Below are 14,365 nucleotides of genomic sequence, written 5' to 3' on the forward strand. Positions count from 1 at the left end.
CATAGCTGGACACGAGGGTGGGCCTAATGTCCAGGCTCCAGATGCTACCGGTACACGTTCGTTGCAACAACTACGCCTGATGGCCTAGCGCGTGTAAGCGGGAAAGTGCTGGAGGGGGCGAGATATGCATGCGTTGAAACGGCTCATTGCCGCCGACAACATGCGGCTGAAAGAAGACGCCGGGGCGGAAGCGCCGCTAGCGATTGCGCCTGCAATCATGCGGGTCGGCAAAACTGATTTCTAGCATCTGAGTGCCGCCAAAAAATTGTTTTTCTAGAAGTGACTTTCGGCTTTATATTTTTACTGTAATATTAGGCTCATCTCAATTTGGGCGCGGAGGGCTGCGGCTATGCCACGGCATGCGATAACTATTGCCTCTATGCAAATTGCACTGATCACACTGGTATATGGGCTAATGCCTATTCCCGATGCCTCCGCATGCGGGGGTATTTTCGATGTCGAATGCAACCTTAATAACGGAGGGCTGAGCCCGGAAAATTTGGGGCGGCAGGCAGAGAAAGCTGGACAGGACGCAGCGAATACGGTGCAGAAAGCCGGACAGGACGTGGCCAATGCTCTTAACGAGCTTCAGGCGAGCCTTCTGAGCGGGCCAGCGCTAGAGCAAGCCATTATATCGTCGCGCAACGATGCGATTAATGGTGCAGGGCCGATACCCCCCCAGATTCGGCAGCAATTGACTGGCTATGCTGACGAGGATTCCATGAATAGGGTTCGCTACAAAGTTGGAGACAATGGCTTCGTCAATCTCGCGCATCTTCTTGAGCAAGGGGGGTTTGCATCTGCCGTCACCTTAATCGACGTTGTCGTCTTTCGAGGCCCCAGTGAAGCGGCGGACCCTTCGATTTGGGCCCATGAACTAAAACACATCGAGCAATATCGCGATTGGGGCGTGCACAGCTTCGCTGTACAATATTCACGAAATGCACGTGGCGTAGAAGATCCGGCTTACGAAAAGGGGAACGGATTTTGGCAGTGGAGACAGTCTGCATCTTCGGGGCAACAACAGGCTGGAACATGGCAGCAGCCTCAACTAGTGCCCGCGCAGCAGCCAAACGCGGGCGCCTTTTGCTATATTAATGGCTTCGGCCGATTTGGGCCTGGGCCTTTCCAGCAATTTGGAGCCCCCTGCTTTGTAGATCTGGTGCAAGGCCGAGTGTGGGGACAGGTCGGTCCTTGAAAGGTGTTTGACCTTTCGAGATGGGCGCTAGTCGTCTCTTCTCGAAAGCACTGAAGGGAGGCACGCCACATGTCTTCCCTCGCAGCGCAAGTGCTTCATACGGTTGATCAGCCTGCACGGGCCTCCCCGGCCTAGCCTCTGACTTGGCGGTTCCAAAAACCTCGCCGAGTTGGGGCAGCGGTCGAGTTGCATCCTTCGATTAATTTTTACAATAAACTCTACCTAGAAAGGATTGATCAATGTAAATACCTTTTCTAGTCTGAATTTAACGGGGGGATTATCATGTTGCGTGCGTTTTTAGTGGGCTTGTCCTTAGTGACCGGAATGTCAGCGGCCTATGCGGCGGACCTGACGTTGGAATGTGCCGTGACAAGATCACGGGACGACGGCACACAACGTTCTTACAAGTTGCGATACAATATTACGTGGGATACGCGGGCGGTTCGCATATACCAGGACAATGGTACCGGATGGTCCTTCGTGAGGGACATCAAGTTGGCAGATGCTAACAATGATGAAATCGTGCTTGAAAACACTGACACATGGTACACCGCCATCGACCGTTCAACTGGCAAGATTGCGAGTATAAAAACAAAACAAACAGGGTCGTAGGCATGCGGGGAGAGTGCGAAGCGTCGACCGCTGACGGGAAAAAGTTCTGATTTCGCCATCGTTCGCTCCTTACGCTCACCGCAAATCAGCGTTATGTTCCGCTAATGTCTAGAAACACCGTTCTCCAGTTCATTGCCGCCACAGTCGCTGTTGCCGTGCTCGCCGGTATACACCAGGGCCTGGGCTGGATTCTGGACCAGATGACCACGCAATTCATCTATGGCGCCGCTTCAGCGTCGGTCGTCATCTTCAGCGTGTTCGCCGTCGCCTTCTGGATGGAAGGGTCAATTACGTTCAGAGGAGGAAAGCAAAAGCGCCCGCGCGATACGATCGACCTGTGACTGTTGCAGCCGAGATCCTTGGCCTGCCTTCATCAAGGCGGCAAGAACCGGGCTGCGCTGGCCGCTTGCCAAGGCGGTGGCCATTTGAGAAATGGCTTTGTCGTTGCCACCGTTGCGGAGAGCGTTGACCACTTTTTCGGCCGAGCGCAACCCCGCCGCGCGAGCCGCACCACGAACGCCGCCGGCAATAAAGCCTTCAGGAACGCCAAATCCCCGGCTCGTCTCACCCGTGATGGCATCCTGAGCGGCGATTCGAGCGGCGCTTTCGGAATTGCGCGTGACGATGTTCGACGTGTCGGCAAACAGCTTTTCCCGGTCGAGCAGATCGATGATGGAGCGGGCCTTGTCGGACCCGAACAGTGTCGACAGACGAGCCCTATTCCAGTCGCCTTCGCCCTTGATGAGCCGCTGAAGCGCAACGCGGTCGTTTGCGTTCGTTCCGACGATCCGCTCTATCTCGGCCCGAGCGCCCTCGCGAAGTCGAACGGGCACAGCGGACGGCCCGACTTGCAGGCCTTGCGGCAATGCGCCCTGCCGGACGTCGGCGGCGAGTTCATCGGGGCGGGGCGCTTCCCGGCCGCTTGAAAGCACGGATTGACCACGCTGGACCGCCTCCTTCTGCCGGGCCAGCTCGGAATATTTCGCGTCAACCTCCTTGATGCCCGGAACCGATGCCCGAAGCTCGTCATCAACAGCCTGCCGCGCCGTGGTCAGGGCGTTGACGGCGTTCGTTCCCTGGGTTGTCTCCAGCATGTCGTCGATGGCGTGCCGAGTGTTCAGCAATTCGCCCGCGTCCGAAATTAGAGACGTGCCGGGAGGCGGTTGGCCATTGGCCCGAGCTCGAGCAATGTCGGCCGGCGTTGGCTGATAGTCCAGCATCGAGCGGACACGCTGCACAAGGCGCTGCGGCTCGCCGCGCAACGTCTGGGCTTCTGTTTCGAGATAGCGGGCAATCGGCAACGTGTCGACCGGGCCAGCATCGCGCAACGCCTCTCGATACTCCGGCGCTAGGCGCTGTTGATTTGTATTGGCGCGATCGATGATGCGTGACGGCGTGGGGGCCTCGCCAAGGGTCTGGTTCAACGCAGACCGAATACGCCAATTGGCGTCAGCGTCACGCGCTCCGATGGCGTTGCGAACGATTGCCTTGCCCTCGCCAGGCGTGGCAGCAATGGCGCCGGCCGTGTGCCGCATGTTCGGGCCAAGATCCATCAGCATGCCATTGTTGCCGAGCTGGGCCAGCTTTGCCGGCTCAACGGCATCCTGCCGGGCAGCGTCCACCAAGACAGACACGGCACGCTTGTCGAGCCCCAAGGCGCGAGCTACGGCCCCAATATGCAGGTTGTCGGCAACCGCCTTCACGCCCTTGCCGATGAGCGGACCGACGACAGGAGCCGCCAACCCAGCGCCAAGGCCCATCAAACCGCCCTTGAATGTCTCGCGCGGATCGCCGCCAGACCGGACGGCGCTATCTGCCGCATTGATCATTCCGCCGGTGCCACCGCTGATCAGCGCCTGGGCAGGGACAGAGGCCGCGCCGATGCCGAAAGCCTCCGGGGCCACCATCATTGCAGGCAACGTGCCAGCAACCGCACCTGTCACGTTGCCAAGCGTCCGCGCGACCGGGTGGGCATCGCGGCTCGCCTCGTTCATGCGGGTCATCTCCGCATTGACTTTGGAATAGGGTTCGTCAGTGAGTAGCGAGCCTATGCCAGCGGACGCGGCTGTAAGACCCTTGTCGATGTAGGGACCGGCGATCGGCACGCCCTCGCCTGTCGAGGTGAGATAGGTTCCCGTGGCGCCCATATCTGGGTTCGGAACAAACGTAGGCGCCTCGTGACCTTGCTCCGGCTTGGGGCCGCCGCCTGCCAAGATCTGCTGCGCCTTGGCAATTCCAGCCTTCGCGCGTGCGTTGGCATCACCAACAGCTCCGCTGTCCAGTGGCGCGGCGGCCGGCAGAGACTTCGCAATCTCTTCAACCGCCGCGTTCTGTTGCTCGGGCGTCATTGACAGAAAGGCGTCGTCGACCTTGACCTTTTGGCCCTGGATGTTGAGCGTTGCCATCAGGGTTCAATGCTCCATTTCAAGCCGTTGCTCGTCGTGCCGGCGCCGGTCGGCTCCGCAGCCGGAGCATCACCGCCGCCGCGACTGCTCCTGATGGCGTCGACCATCGCACGGACGCGCGCCAGCTTGTCGTTCACCGATTCCTTCGCCTCGCCCGGCTTGGGCGTCAGGATGGAAGCCTGATTTTCCACTTCGGCCGGTGCCGCCGTGGCGCCAGATACGCTGTAGAGGTAGGACGCAATGATGGTCTTCAGCGAGTTCGAAGCGCGCTGATAGTCCGACGATTTCAGGTAGTCCGCCCCGTAGTCCGAACCGTGCGGCACGGCTGAAAGCGCCTGATCCGACAGGTTGGACAAGGCGGAGAAATTGTCTTCGACAATCTTCAGCTCGGGCGCGACCACGGAATACAGCTTGGCGTCTCGCTGCTGCTGCTCGTTCGGCGGCTTCGACTTCGGACCGGTCAACGGGACAATGCCCGCGTTCTGGTTCGGAGACTGGTTTTCCGCGCGCGGGCTCGTCGGTGCAATCGGAGCCGGGGAAGCGGCCGGAGGAGCTTGCGAAGGCGCAGGCGCGGCTGGCACTTGCGCAGGTGCAGCAGGACCAGCGGTAGGCGGCGTGATGGGCTGGGGTGCCTGTCCCGGCATCTGTGCGACGATACCGGAAGGCGTCAGGAACATCATTTCTCCATTGGGGCCCGTGATGGTCTTGCCGGCCGCGATCTGGGCCGCCTGCTCCTGTGTGACCTTTTTGTTATTCACCAGCCAGTTGAGCGCCTGGGCGTCGACTGCATTTCCCTTGAACATGTTGCCTTGGCCGCCGCCAGGCGATGCGGCGACAGCTTTCGTTTCGCCAGTGCGCTTGTTGTACAGCGTGCCGTCGTCCAGCTTTTCCCAATCGGTTTGCTGGCCCGTATAGACGGCCTGATGGGTTTTCGGATCTACTAGAGAGCCGCCAACCTCAATGAGCTTGTCCTGGTCGACTTGCATCTTGCGCTCGTCGAGATCGAGCCGAGCCTTTTCGGCCGGCGTCATCTGCGGATTGCGCAGCCGCTCCGTTTCGATACGGGTTTTCTCCATATCGAGCCGGTTCTTTTCCATCTCCATTTGCGTGGCCGGATCGGCTTCGGCCATCTTCTGTTTCAACAGAATGCCAACCACGCCGCGCTGTTGTTCGGACAGTCGGGGATCTGTCGCCGCCTGCATGAGCTGCTGAACGGTTGGACCGCCGCCTGCGAACTGCACGCCCTGCGGGCCTGGCGCCGCACCAGGACCGCCGGCAAGCACAGCACCCGTCTGGGGGATGCCGCCATTATCAGCCGCACGCGGCGACTGGACGCCAGCTTGTTGCGGAGCCGCAGAAAGGGCCTGCGCGGGCGTCTCCTGCGGTCCAGAGGCGGCAGGAGCAACGAGCGCATTGGCGACGGCGGTGCCTGCGGGTGCGATGCCCGAGGCTGGGTCAAGGCTTGCCACTTGCACCGGGTCCGAAGTGGAACCGCTGAACCGCGATACAAACGAGTTTGCCTGTGCGATGCGCCGCCCGGCCTCGCCGCCCGGTCGATCATAGCCCGCGAACTTCCAGGCATTGTTCATAATCTGCTGGGCTTCGGTCGGCGACTTCGCCGCATTCAGCCGATCGATCAGCGTCGGGTCTTCCTGAAGAAAGAACTGCGCTTGGATCTGCGGCGAAGGGTTGCTCGGATCGCCGCCGTTCTTGGCCGCGAATTGTCGCATCGCCTCGAAACGCGGACCGCGCCACGACAGGATGCCGCCTGCCGTGCCGGCCTGACCGCTTTCGCTCGGGTCCGACCACGAACCGAAGGCATTCTTCGGATTGAACCGGCTTTCCGCGTTGGCAGTCGAAGCGACAGCGGCGAGGCCATTGGGGTTGGTGACTTTGCTTTTCACGGTGTCCATGAAACCGGAATAGATATCGTTGCCCGACAGATCAGGAGCCGGACCGGCCGCCCCACCCAGTCCCGGCGTAACATTGCCGCTGTCGGCCGAGGGAGCCCCACCAGCAGCAGCGGGCGTCGGTCCGGCGCCAGTGGAGCCGAACAGCGCCGAAAACACGCTGTCACCGCTCTTACGCCAGTCGGCTTCCGCCCTGTTAGCCCTGCCGTTGGCCATACGATAGCCAAGAGCCTCGCCAATGGCAGAAAGGCCCTGCCCGACTGTCTTGGGTGCTACCGGCCCGCGAAGGGCGTCTGCGATGGCGCGAAGGCGTGCGAGTTCTTCCGGCGTCTGGACGCCCGTGTCTCCGCCGAAGATGAAAGCCGGCTGTGCGGTCATGCGAATGCCCTCCCGTAGTCGACGGCATCGAACCCGTTGACCGTCGTCACCGCATAAGGCCGATAGGCGCGAACCTCGTCAGCCATGACGCCGACCTGTTCACCGCCGCCCCAGAGATATTCGAACACGTACTTCGTCAGGCCGTTCGCAAAGGTGCCGATTGCGCGGATGTTCTTCTTCAGCCGGCGGTCCGAAAACTTGATCAGGTTCGCGCCCAGACCGAACAGGCCGCCCATCAAATCGCTGCTGCTGCTGGCGTCCTGCTGCCACTTCTGAAGCTGCTGATTGTAGTTGGTGTTGATCAGGCCTGCCGTGTCCGTTGTCGGAATGGTCGGCATGTTCGCGTTGACGAAGTTCGGCTGGCTGACCTGTGAACCCGAGAGCAGCGCCGTCAGGTTGTTGATCGGGGCCGAATTCTGGGCCAAGGCCTCCTGCACCGCCTGCCCGCGACCGGACAGCAGCAACGAATTGTAGGCGTCGTTTTCGCCCTGGTCCTGGATGTTCTGCGCTTGGGCGTAGTTATCCGAACCTGGACGAATGCCGCGATTGATCAAGTCCGCTTCGTTCGCCTGCCGGCGAGCATCGAGCGCCGGCTGAAGGCGCTTCATGCCGAGATCCATCAACCGGCCTTCCGTTGCGTCGTTGGACAGGTCGACCGGCTTGGCGAGCCAATCCTTCAGAAACGACGATTGGCCGGCGGCCAGTTCGCCCAGGTTCAGCTTTGCCTGGTCGGTCTGGTCCTTGATCGCCTGACCGGTTCCCGACAACGTTTGCGTGGCCGTGTAGGTCGGGATGTCATAGGACTTTCCCGTGTAGGGATCATTCCACTTGTAGGTTCCCGTCTGCGAATAGTTCAGCGAGCCATCGGGCGTCACCTGATTGACGTTGCCGAGGTTAGCATTCGCAATCGCGGTGCCGACGTTCGTTGCGGTCGACGCTGCTGAAGTCTCTTTCGGATCGGGCGGTGCGGGAGCGTCTGGGGCACACATGGTCAGGGTCTCCTAGAGGAAATAGGTCATGGCGATTGCCGACCGCTTGAAGCCCACGCGCTCGCACATTTTTGCAACGCGTAGATCGGTGGCGATGGTGACGTGCGCCCTGACGCAGCCGCGCGCTTTCAGTTCAGTCAGAATATGCTTGGTGAACCGGCGGCCGATGCCGTTGCGATGGTCCGGCCGCATGTAAATCGTGTCCTCCTGGGCGATCATCTCGGAATTGTGCATGTCTTGGGTGATCCAGATGAAGGCGTACCCGACGGCCTCGCCATCGCCGGCCCTGACGACAAAGCAGAGAAGATGCCCGGCGGAGCCGTAGACGTTCAGGCGCGGCTTGAATTCGCCCATCGCCATCCCTTCAGCAGCCATGCGAGCCTGCATCTCGCCATAGTGAGTGCGGCACATGGGCTCCAGCTCGGGCCATGCTTCGTTGAAATTCTCGATGCTGATGGCGTAGTCAGACAACGACGCCTCCCGTTTCAAAGGTGACATCGAGCTGAACGAACTCGGTGACTGGTCGCTGGTTAAGGAAACTGGTGATTTGCAGTTGCGGCTGCATCACGTATCCCGTCTTGCCGATCGAAATCCATTGCCCGCCGCCGACCGATGCCACCGGCTGCGCCTGGTCCCACTTCGCGACATCCCACTGGCCCGAATCCCACAGGTCCGCCGTGCCGCCATCCGCTGCCGGAGGGGCTGGCGGCAGACTGACGGAATAGTTGACCGAGAAAGAGATTTTCGGGTTGTAGGGCGTGGCGCTGAGAAAGGTCGGGCGTGCCTGGTGGACGGTCTTCAAGCCGCCCAGCGACTTCATGTGATCCGGGTTGCCGACATAGGTGTAGTAGATCGGCAGGCCATTATCGTTGCCCGCAATCTCTGCCTCGAAAACCGTGCCGTCATTGGTGCCGAAATAGAGGCGGCTGTCATGCAGTTCGATGCAGCGCGTGGCCCAGCCGACGAACTTGCACCAAGCCCCGGTTTCGAGATTGACGACGAACGACCACGCTTCCTGTCCGTCCGCCGTCACCGGCAACGCGACAATCGCATAGTTCATGTCTGGCCACTTGATGATTTCCCACGGCAGGGAAAGCCGGCGAGCAGCCTCACGCTTCCAGTCCGGTTCGATGTTCCTGGAGATGGCCGCAAGCGACAGTGCAGCCGCGTCCTTGTTGATTGCCGCAGAGATCGGAACGAGGCCTTCCTTCGTTGCAACGATCAGATCGCCGCCGGCTCGCATCGTGCCGCGCTTGCCCATCGGGTCAGTCAGGTCGTAGCGGCCGACAAGGTTCCATTCCGCTTGCGTGGTGCCAGCCGGGTTCGAACCTTCGAAGATGGCGGCCTCGCCTTCGGTGGTGACAAAAACGCATTTGTCGTCGATGCCGTCGCCAGCATCGAGGGACCACGTTGCGCCGAACAGCAGCGAGCCGCCGCGCTGGAAAATGCCTGACAGGTTCAGAGAGCCCAGGGCGCCGGTCACGCTGTCAACGTTCAGATATCGCGCGCGCATAGTGCCGTTCTCGATGAAAAACAGCCGGTTTCGATAGAGCCAGACGTGAGATAGGACGGAAGTCGCCACTCCGGTAATCGCGGCGGAGATCTGCACCACGCCGCCCGGAATGTCTGCTTTTGCAGAGCCGGCAATCGAGCCGGTGACGGTCTCGTTGTCCTGAAACGTCCCGGTGATGCTCTGGATGTGGAGCGAGCCGGTGGCGCCGTTGTCGATCGACTTGACGACAGTCGCGGTCGCGCCGCTGGTGCCGCCCGTGATCGTCTGGCCAGTCACATAGTTGACGGTCTGGGTATCGAAGTTCAGCCGATATGTCGGCAAGCCGTTGACGGCCGACCAGTCGAAGCTGGTGCTGTAGAGCTGAAGGAAGTCGGTTCCGTTGACTGCGACCACGAACGAGCCGCCGGACGTGGTGAAATTGACATAGGAATAGTAGCCGGAAGTCTGGCCCGAGACGGCGGCGGCCGGCGGCGAAGTCGGCGAAGCCGGTGCGGTGACATCGCGAATGGTCGTCGCATCACACGCCCAAATCTTCTTCGTGCCACCCGCGTTGTAGGTGATGAAGCTTTCAACCGGAACGGCGCCGATCGTGGCGCGCTTGATCGAACCGCCGCGCATGCTGATGCCGGTAGAGGTCGGAAGGAAGTTCTCGAGCGTCTGGGCCGAAAACGGCTTGGATTTCACAAGGCTCTGATTGGTCACCCATCCGGCAACGGGTGCGCCGAAGGTGTACGGCTGGGCCTTAGCCGCAGCCGGGACCGGAACAGCCTTGCGGCGGCCGGGGAAACGCTCGCCAAGCCTCACGGCGCACCTGTGACAGTCCCAGGCCACGCGACATTGCGACCGCGCCAGCTAAGGGGTGGCAGGCCCGACACGACCGGCTTTGAACCGGGGTCTTTGTCGATCATGCGGAGTTTCAGCGTTTCGAAGTCGTCTTGCGCCTGCTGATAGGCAAGGCCCTTGTTCTGCTTCCACCGGTAGATGATGGCGAGCTTCAGCAACCGCTCGGAGAGCCTGAACGTGTCGGCGTCTTCCGTGAACGCCGGCTTCAGCGAACTATTGCTGGCTTGGACGATCTGGTTGGAGACGTAAAAGAATTTCACCGTCTCGCTGTTGGCCATGACCGGCCATTGGTGAAACTGGTCACCGAAAATAATCCAGTAGCCGTTCACCGTGGCGATCGGCGTCACCTGAAGCTCAATCCACTGATCCGGGCTGGTCAGATGGTTCGTTGCCCACAACCACCGGGACGACCACAGCGACGATGTTTGCTGCATCCGCTCATAGTCGTCCGGGAGATTGAAATCGGCCGCGATGCCGTCACCCGTGAAGGTCTTCAGCACCAGCAGCTTTTGCCAGTCGTAGGCGTCGACGATTTCCGACGCCATGACGTTGGCAAGTTCCTGCATCTCAACCATTTCTCGATTGGTGGCGCCATAGACCAGCGTCGGCACGTCCATGCCGAGTACGGTCGCTGCGCCCTTCACCACATCGAGAATGGACATCAGGCGGCATCCTTGGCTTTCGCCTTGGGCTGGGTGCGCTCTTCAAGCAGCGCTTCCATAGCGGTCATTCGTTCGACCATGGCCGCGTTCTGCTCCGCCATCTGTTCAATGATGGCGTCCTTCTGGGCCTCGCGCTCGGATGCCTTGGCCGCGTCGGTGTGTTCGAGGAACATCTTTGCCTGCTTGCGCATCTCGCGCATGTTCGGCAGGCGCACCTTGTCCATCTGGCCTTCCTGAAGGTCGCGGACTTCCTCCACCGTGCGAATGCCAGACTGGCGAAGCACTTCGGCCTGCTCTGGCGAGACGCCAGGCCACGCCGCCAAGGCCATGCCGTTGACCGGGATGTCCTGACCCTTCTTGAAAGCGTCATAGGCCGGCTCGATCTGCATCCACCGGGCCGTCATGAACTTCAGCTTTTCGCCGTCCTGGTCCTCGCCCATCTTCGACGGGTCAGGCAGCATCAGGCGGACGCGATCGGTCGTCTTGGTGTTCATCGGTGAATGCGACGGGGAATAGGTCACCCAGTCCTCCGCCTGCCGCTCCAGAATGCGTCGGCCGCTAGCGTCGAGCTTGTAGCCCTTCAAGTCGCATTTCTCCGCCACCGGATCGCCTTTCACCGGCAACATCTCGTAGCTCGTCTTGAACCCCATCACTCGGATCATCGGGGCTTGGTTTTCGGACATTTGCATTGCTCCTGAAACGTGGCGGGCGCCGAAGCGCCCAATTACTCGCTGATAAGGTCGCGAAGGTCCGGAAACTCCGCCAAGATGGCGTCTGCCTGGTCCTCGTCGAATTCTGCTGCCTTGAAGGCTTCGGCCGCGCGAAGGCGCTCGCCGCCGTTCCAAAGCTTCTTGATGTGCTTCTCTGCGCCGGTATCGGCTGACGCGGCCTTTGCTGCTGCTCTTGTCATTTCCGTGCTCCTGCGGTTGAAAGGGAGACGGGCGGAGCCGAAGCCCCGCCCTAAAGCCGGATCAGTATGGGAAGGCGCACATGACAATCTTCGCCGAAGCGTCGATTGCGTAGGCGCAGACCGTATCAGTCACGGCGGCGGCAACCTTCAGGGTGCCATCCGTGGTGGCCGACAAGACAAGGGCGTTGCCGTCCGCGCCGGAAACCAGCGCGGTCGTGAGCGTTGCCACACCCTTGACCTGTATCCAGCCGTATTCGCCGTTGCCGGGAGCAGCAGCGAGAACGCCGGCACCGTTTGCGGCGGTGTCGGATACATCCGAGGTCACTTCGTTCGACTGCCCGGCAGAGACGCCGCCCGGTGCGTAGAAGCCGACCACGTTGTTGGCGACGGCGGCGATTGCGCCGGCACCGGAGTTGTATTTCACGAAGCGATAGACCTTGCCGTCATACGATTCGTAGGTGTCGCCAAGGCGGGGTGCCTTGCCGCTTTCCGCGCCCGTGAGATCGGCCGCGGTGTAGGTCTTGGTGATGTTGGCGCCAACAAAAGAGGTCATGATTTTCGCTCCTTATGCCGCGTCGAACAGGACGCCCTGAAGCGACCGGTTCGAGGTGACGAGGTTGCCCATCCAGTAGAACGGGATGACAACAGCGTCCTGGTTGACGGGCTTCTTCTCGTCGTCCTGCGTCCACTGAGCTTCCTTGTGCTGGTCGACGTAGACGTAATCCGTGTTGAGGAAATAGCCCTTCTCAGCCGTGGTCGTGAAATTCGTGTTGTCGTCGAAAATCACGTCAGCGGTCTTGTACTTGAGGCCGATGAACCCGGACTGGGCCATGTCGGCGTCCATGTACCGCTGCAACTGCTGTTCGCCGAGTTCGTAGAGCGAATAGAAGTCGTGGCTGAATGTGATGATGTCCGGCTTGTCGGCGCCGCGCGTCAGAGCAAGCCAGAGCTTGTTCATGTCCGCCTTGAACGATGCCGCGTTTGCTGCCGAAGGCGAGGCGGCAAGATTGGTGCCGGTGGCCTCCAGGAACTTGTTGCGCCAGAACGTCCAGGTTGCGGAATCGATGCCGCCGACCGTGCCCTGACCGTTGGTCTGGAGAATGTTGGCCAGGCCGCCGATCTGGTTGGACAGCGAGCCATCCGAGTACAGATCGACAGAGAAGTTGTTCGCGGCGGTCTTCAGCGCGTTGCCCTTCTTGGTCTTCACCAGGTTGATCATCGCGAACTTGCCGCTGTTCTGGCGAAGCTCCTTGCCGCTGGAGACGACATGCAGCGCGACTTGCGCCCAGTCGAATTTCGCGGACGTGACGACATCCGAGCCGTTGGTGTTCAGCGTGTCGAGGCCGGCATAGCGCTGGTAGGTGTTGTTTTCCGCATATTCGAGCTGCACCTGAATTTCGGTGCCGCCATCGAGGTTGCGGATCTTGTTCTTCTTCTTCAGTCGGTTGAGGAAGGCGTTGTTCTTCGAAACGTTGTCCGCCACCTCGTTCGCGCTGTTGCGAAGCGTGGTGGACACCATTTCAGTGAAGGTGGTCGACGGACCAGCCATGGTGTTTAACCCTTTTGATTGCGATCATAGACAGCGGCCAACTCTTCCTCTTCGGTGAGAGCCCGACCCTTGCCTGATGCGGTTGATGGGATGTTGACGGCGGCGGCCCGACGAGCGCCTTCGACCTTGGCGGCACCATTGGTAGCGGCTGGCTTTCCAGCGGCTGCTTTGGCCCGAAGATCGGGGTCGGCGTTCACGGCCATGTCGTAAGCCAGACCAAACACGGCCTCTTTCGAGGCGGCATCGCCAAGCTTCCTTCGCGCCTTGTGGATTGCTTCAACCATGTCGACTTCAGGGATTTCCGAGTAGAGCGGCTTGTCGGCTGACAAGCGGGTCAACTCAGTTTCGGCCGATGTCTGATCGGCGCGTTCCTGAAGCTTCTGGTTTATGCGGTCGTCGATACTTGCGGGGTTTCCAACCGTTGCGAGCAACGTTTTCAACCCGGCAATCTCTTGCCGCAATTCGCTTTCGCCCTGCTGGACGGTCTGGCCAAAGGCTGCTGCGATTTTGTCGCGCACGCCGTAGCTGTCGATGATGGCCATGATGGATTCGACGGGTGCCCGGTCAAGGTTGGCCTGGGCATTGAACAGGAAATCTATCGCCTTCGCGGGCGTGACCACAGAACCATCAGCGAGCTTGCGGCCCTTCTGCGGGTCGAAGTAGTGGGAATGCCGATCGATGACTTCCTGGATGGGCTTGACGGTCGAAAGCTGCCGGCCGTGATCGGACAGGCGGCCCTGTAGCTCCTGCTCACGAGCAGCGACAAAGGCGCGGATTTCGGCGGGTGTCTTTTCCCATGCGCCCTTGACGACATCGGCGCCCTGGAGACCCTTCCAGTTATCAGGCAGGGGAACCGAACCGGCGCCAGGCGTCAGACCATCGCCAGCCGGTTCCCCGCCATCACCGCCTTTCGGCGATACCGTGTCGGCCGCGTCGGACCTGTCGGCGCTGACGAACTTGCCGTTTTCGCGCTCTGCACCGTTGTCGCGTTCGTTCTTGTTCCAGATTGCTTCAAGCGCCGTATCGTCGGCGGCAGCATTGTCGTTGATCGCACCGGCATCGACGACGACGGGTGCGGCTTCAGCCACGGCAGCAAGTTGAGCGCTCATCGAAATTCCTCTGACACCTGAAGGCCCCGCTTCTGGCAGAAGTCGGGATTGCGAAATTTGCCATTGGTCGGGGAAAGGCTGGGCTCGTACTCGACGCAATTGTGTTTCTTCAGATCGTCGCGCCGCTGAGAGCGTGAGCCGATTACCGCGCCGTTGATCGGCGAGCGGTACTCCGGAATATCGGAGATAACATTCGGCATACTGATCTGGCCGGCGAATGGCTTCTCCATGGGAGCGCCCGTTTGCCGGTCGACAAAGATGCCGTTTCGAAACACGTACCGAGCCAT

Annotated in this window: 13 protein-coding genes; 1 reads left to right on the top strand and 12 read right to left on the bottom strand. The window is 60.6% G+C overall.

The features are described 5' to 3' along the window. The first annotated feature begins 415 nt into the window (after nt 1–415). Complete coding sequence (locus MESCI_RS19130) at nt 416–1,198, top strand: eCIS core domain-containing protein (RefSeq protein WP_245268548.1); 783 nt, start codon at nt 416–418, stop codon at nt 1,196–1,198. Between the two features lie 896 nt (nt 1,199–2,094). Here MESCI_RS19130 and MESCI_RS19135 read toward each other — a convergent pair. The 12 genes from MESCI_RS19135 to MESCI_RS19190 form a co-directional block, all read right to left on the bottom strand. Then, entirely contained in the window at nt 2,095–4,215 is a 2,121-nt protein-coding gene (locus MESCI_RS19135) for a hypothetical protein (RefSeq protein WP_013531593.1), read from the bottom strand. Then, nucleotides 4,215–6,503: a phage tail tip lysozyme gene (locus MESCI_RS19140; protein WP_013531594.1), complete on the bottom strand. Its 2,289-nt coding sequence runs from the start codon at nt 6,501–6,503 to the stop codon at nt 4,215–4,217. Before MESCI_RS19140 ends, MESCI_RS19135 begins: the two co-directional genes overlap by 1 nt. Further along, nucleotides 6,500–7,492 carry a tail fiber domain-containing protein gene (locus MESCI_RS19145; RefSeq protein ID WP_013531595.1) on the bottom strand — a complete coding sequence of 331 codons (993 nt, stop codon included), beginning with the start codon at nt 7,490–7,492 and terminating at the stop codon, nt 6,500–6,502. Before MESCI_RS19145 ends, MESCI_RS19140 begins: the two co-directional genes overlap by 4 nt. Nucleotides 7,493–7,504: 12 nt before the next feature. Beyond that, complete coding sequence (locus MESCI_RS19150; RefSeq protein WP_164919936.1) at nt 7,505–7,981, bottom strand: GNAT family N-acetyltransferase; 477 nt, start codon at nt 7,979–7,981, stop codon at nt 7,505–7,507. Continuing rightward, nucleotides 7,956–9,689 carry a hypothetical protein gene (locus MESCI_RS19155; RefSeq protein ID WP_164919937.1) on the bottom strand — a complete coding sequence of 578 codons (1,734 nt, stop codon included), beginning with the start codon at nt 9,687–9,689 and terminating at the stop codon, nt 7,956–7,958. Before MESCI_RS19155 ends, MESCI_RS19150 begins: the two co-directional genes overlap by 26 nt. 116 nt (nt 9,690–9,805) lie before the next feature. Next, nucleotides 9,806–10,510 carry a hypothetical protein gene (locus tag MESCI_RS19160; RefSeq protein WP_013531598.1) on the bottom strand — a complete coding sequence of 235 codons (705 nt, stop codon included), beginning with the start codon at nt 10,508–10,510 and terminating at the stop codon, nt 9,806–9,808. Next, nucleotides 10,510–11,193: a hypothetical protein gene (locus MESCI_RS19165; RefSeq protein WP_013531599.1), complete on the bottom strand. Its 684-nt coding sequence runs from the start codon at nt 11,191–11,193 to the stop codon at nt 10,510–10,512. Before MESCI_RS19165 ends, MESCI_RS19160 begins: the two co-directional genes overlap by 1 nt. A gap of 41 nt (nt 11,194–11,234) precedes the next feature. Beyond that, nucleotides 11,235–11,420, bottom strand: coding sequence for a hypothetical protein (locus tag MESCI_RS19170; protein WP_013531600.1), 186 nt, complete (start codon nt 11,418–11,420; stop codon nt 11,235–11,237). A gap of 61 nt (nt 11,421–11,481) precedes the next feature. Continuing rightward, the gene (locus tag MESCI_RS19175; protein ID WP_013531601.1) at nt 11,482–11,973 is read right to left on the bottom strand and encodes a hypothetical protein; all 492 of its coding nucleotides are present in this window, start codon (nt 11,971–11,973) and stop codon (nt 11,482–11,484) included. Between the two features lie 12 nt (nt 11,974–11,985). Beyond that, nucleotides 11,986–12,969, bottom strand: coding sequence for a phage major capsid protein (locus MESCI_RS19180; RefSeq protein WP_013531602.1), 984 nt, complete (start codon nt 12,967–12,969; stop codon nt 11,986–11,988). 5 nt (nt 12,970–12,974) lie between these two features. Further along, nucleotides 12,975–14,078 (bottom strand): hypothetical protein, encoded by a 1,104-nt coding sequence (locus MESCI_RS19185; protein ID WP_013531603.1) that lies wholly within the window; start codon nt 14,076–14,078, stop codon nt 12,975–12,977. Beyond that, a complete protein-coding gene (locus MESCI_RS19190) occupies nt 14,075–14,365 on the bottom strand; it encodes a hypothetical protein (RefSeq protein ID WP_013531604.1) in 291 nt (96 codons plus the stop codon). Before MESCI_RS19190 ends, MESCI_RS19185 begins: the two co-directional genes overlap by 4 nt.

Source organism: Mesorhizobium ciceri biovar biserrulae WSM1271 (assembly GCF_000185905.1).
In the GTDB taxonomy this organism is placed as follows: Bacteria; Pseudomonadota; Alphaproteobacteria; order Rhizobiales; family Rhizobiaceae; genus Mesorhizobium; species Mesorhizobium ciceri.

Coding starts and splice junctions, on each gene's coding strand:
- MESCI_RS19130 (WP_245268548.1), top strand. CDS start 416: ATGCCTATTCCCGATGCCTCCGCATGCGGGGGTATTTTCGATGTCGAA.
- MESCI_RS19135 (WP_013531593.1), bottom strand. CDS start 4,215: ATGGCAACGCTCAACATCCAGGGCCAAAAGGTCAAGGTCGACGACGCC.
- MESCI_RS19140 (WP_013531594.1), bottom strand. CDS start 6,503: ATGACCGCACAGCCGGCTTTCATCTTCGGCGGAGACACGGGCGTCCAG.
- MESCI_RS19145 (WP_013531595.1), bottom strand. CDS start 7,492: ATGTGTGCCCCAGACGCTCCCGCACCGCCCGATCCGAAAGAGACTTCA.
- MESCI_RS19160 (WP_013531598.1), bottom strand. CDS start 10,510: ATGTCCATTCTCGATGTGGTGAAGGGCGCAGCGACCGTACTCGGCATG.
- MESCI_RS19165 (WP_013531599.1), bottom strand. CDS start 11,193: ATGTCCGAAAACCAAGCCCCGATGATCCGAGTGATGGGGTTCAAGACG.
- MESCI_RS19170 (WP_013531600.1), bottom strand. CDS start 11,420: ATGACAAGAGCAGCAGCAAAGGCCGCGTCAGCCGATACCGGCGCAGAG.
- MESCI_RS19175 (WP_013531601.1), bottom strand. CDS start 11,973: ATGACCTCTTTTGTTGGCGCCAACATCACCAAGACCTACACCGCGGCC.
- MESCI_RS19180 (WP_013531602.1), bottom strand. CDS start 12,969: ATGGCTGGTCCGTCGACCACCTTCACTGAAATGGTGTCCACCACGCTT.
- MESCI_RS19185 (WP_013531603.1), bottom strand. CDS start 14,078: ATGAGCGCTCAACTTGCTGCCGTGGCTGAAGCCGCACCCGTCGTCGTC.
- MESCI_RS19190 (WP_013531604.1), bottom strand. CDS start 14,365: ATGGCTCGGTACGTGTTTCGAAACGGCATCTTTGTCGACCGGCAAACG.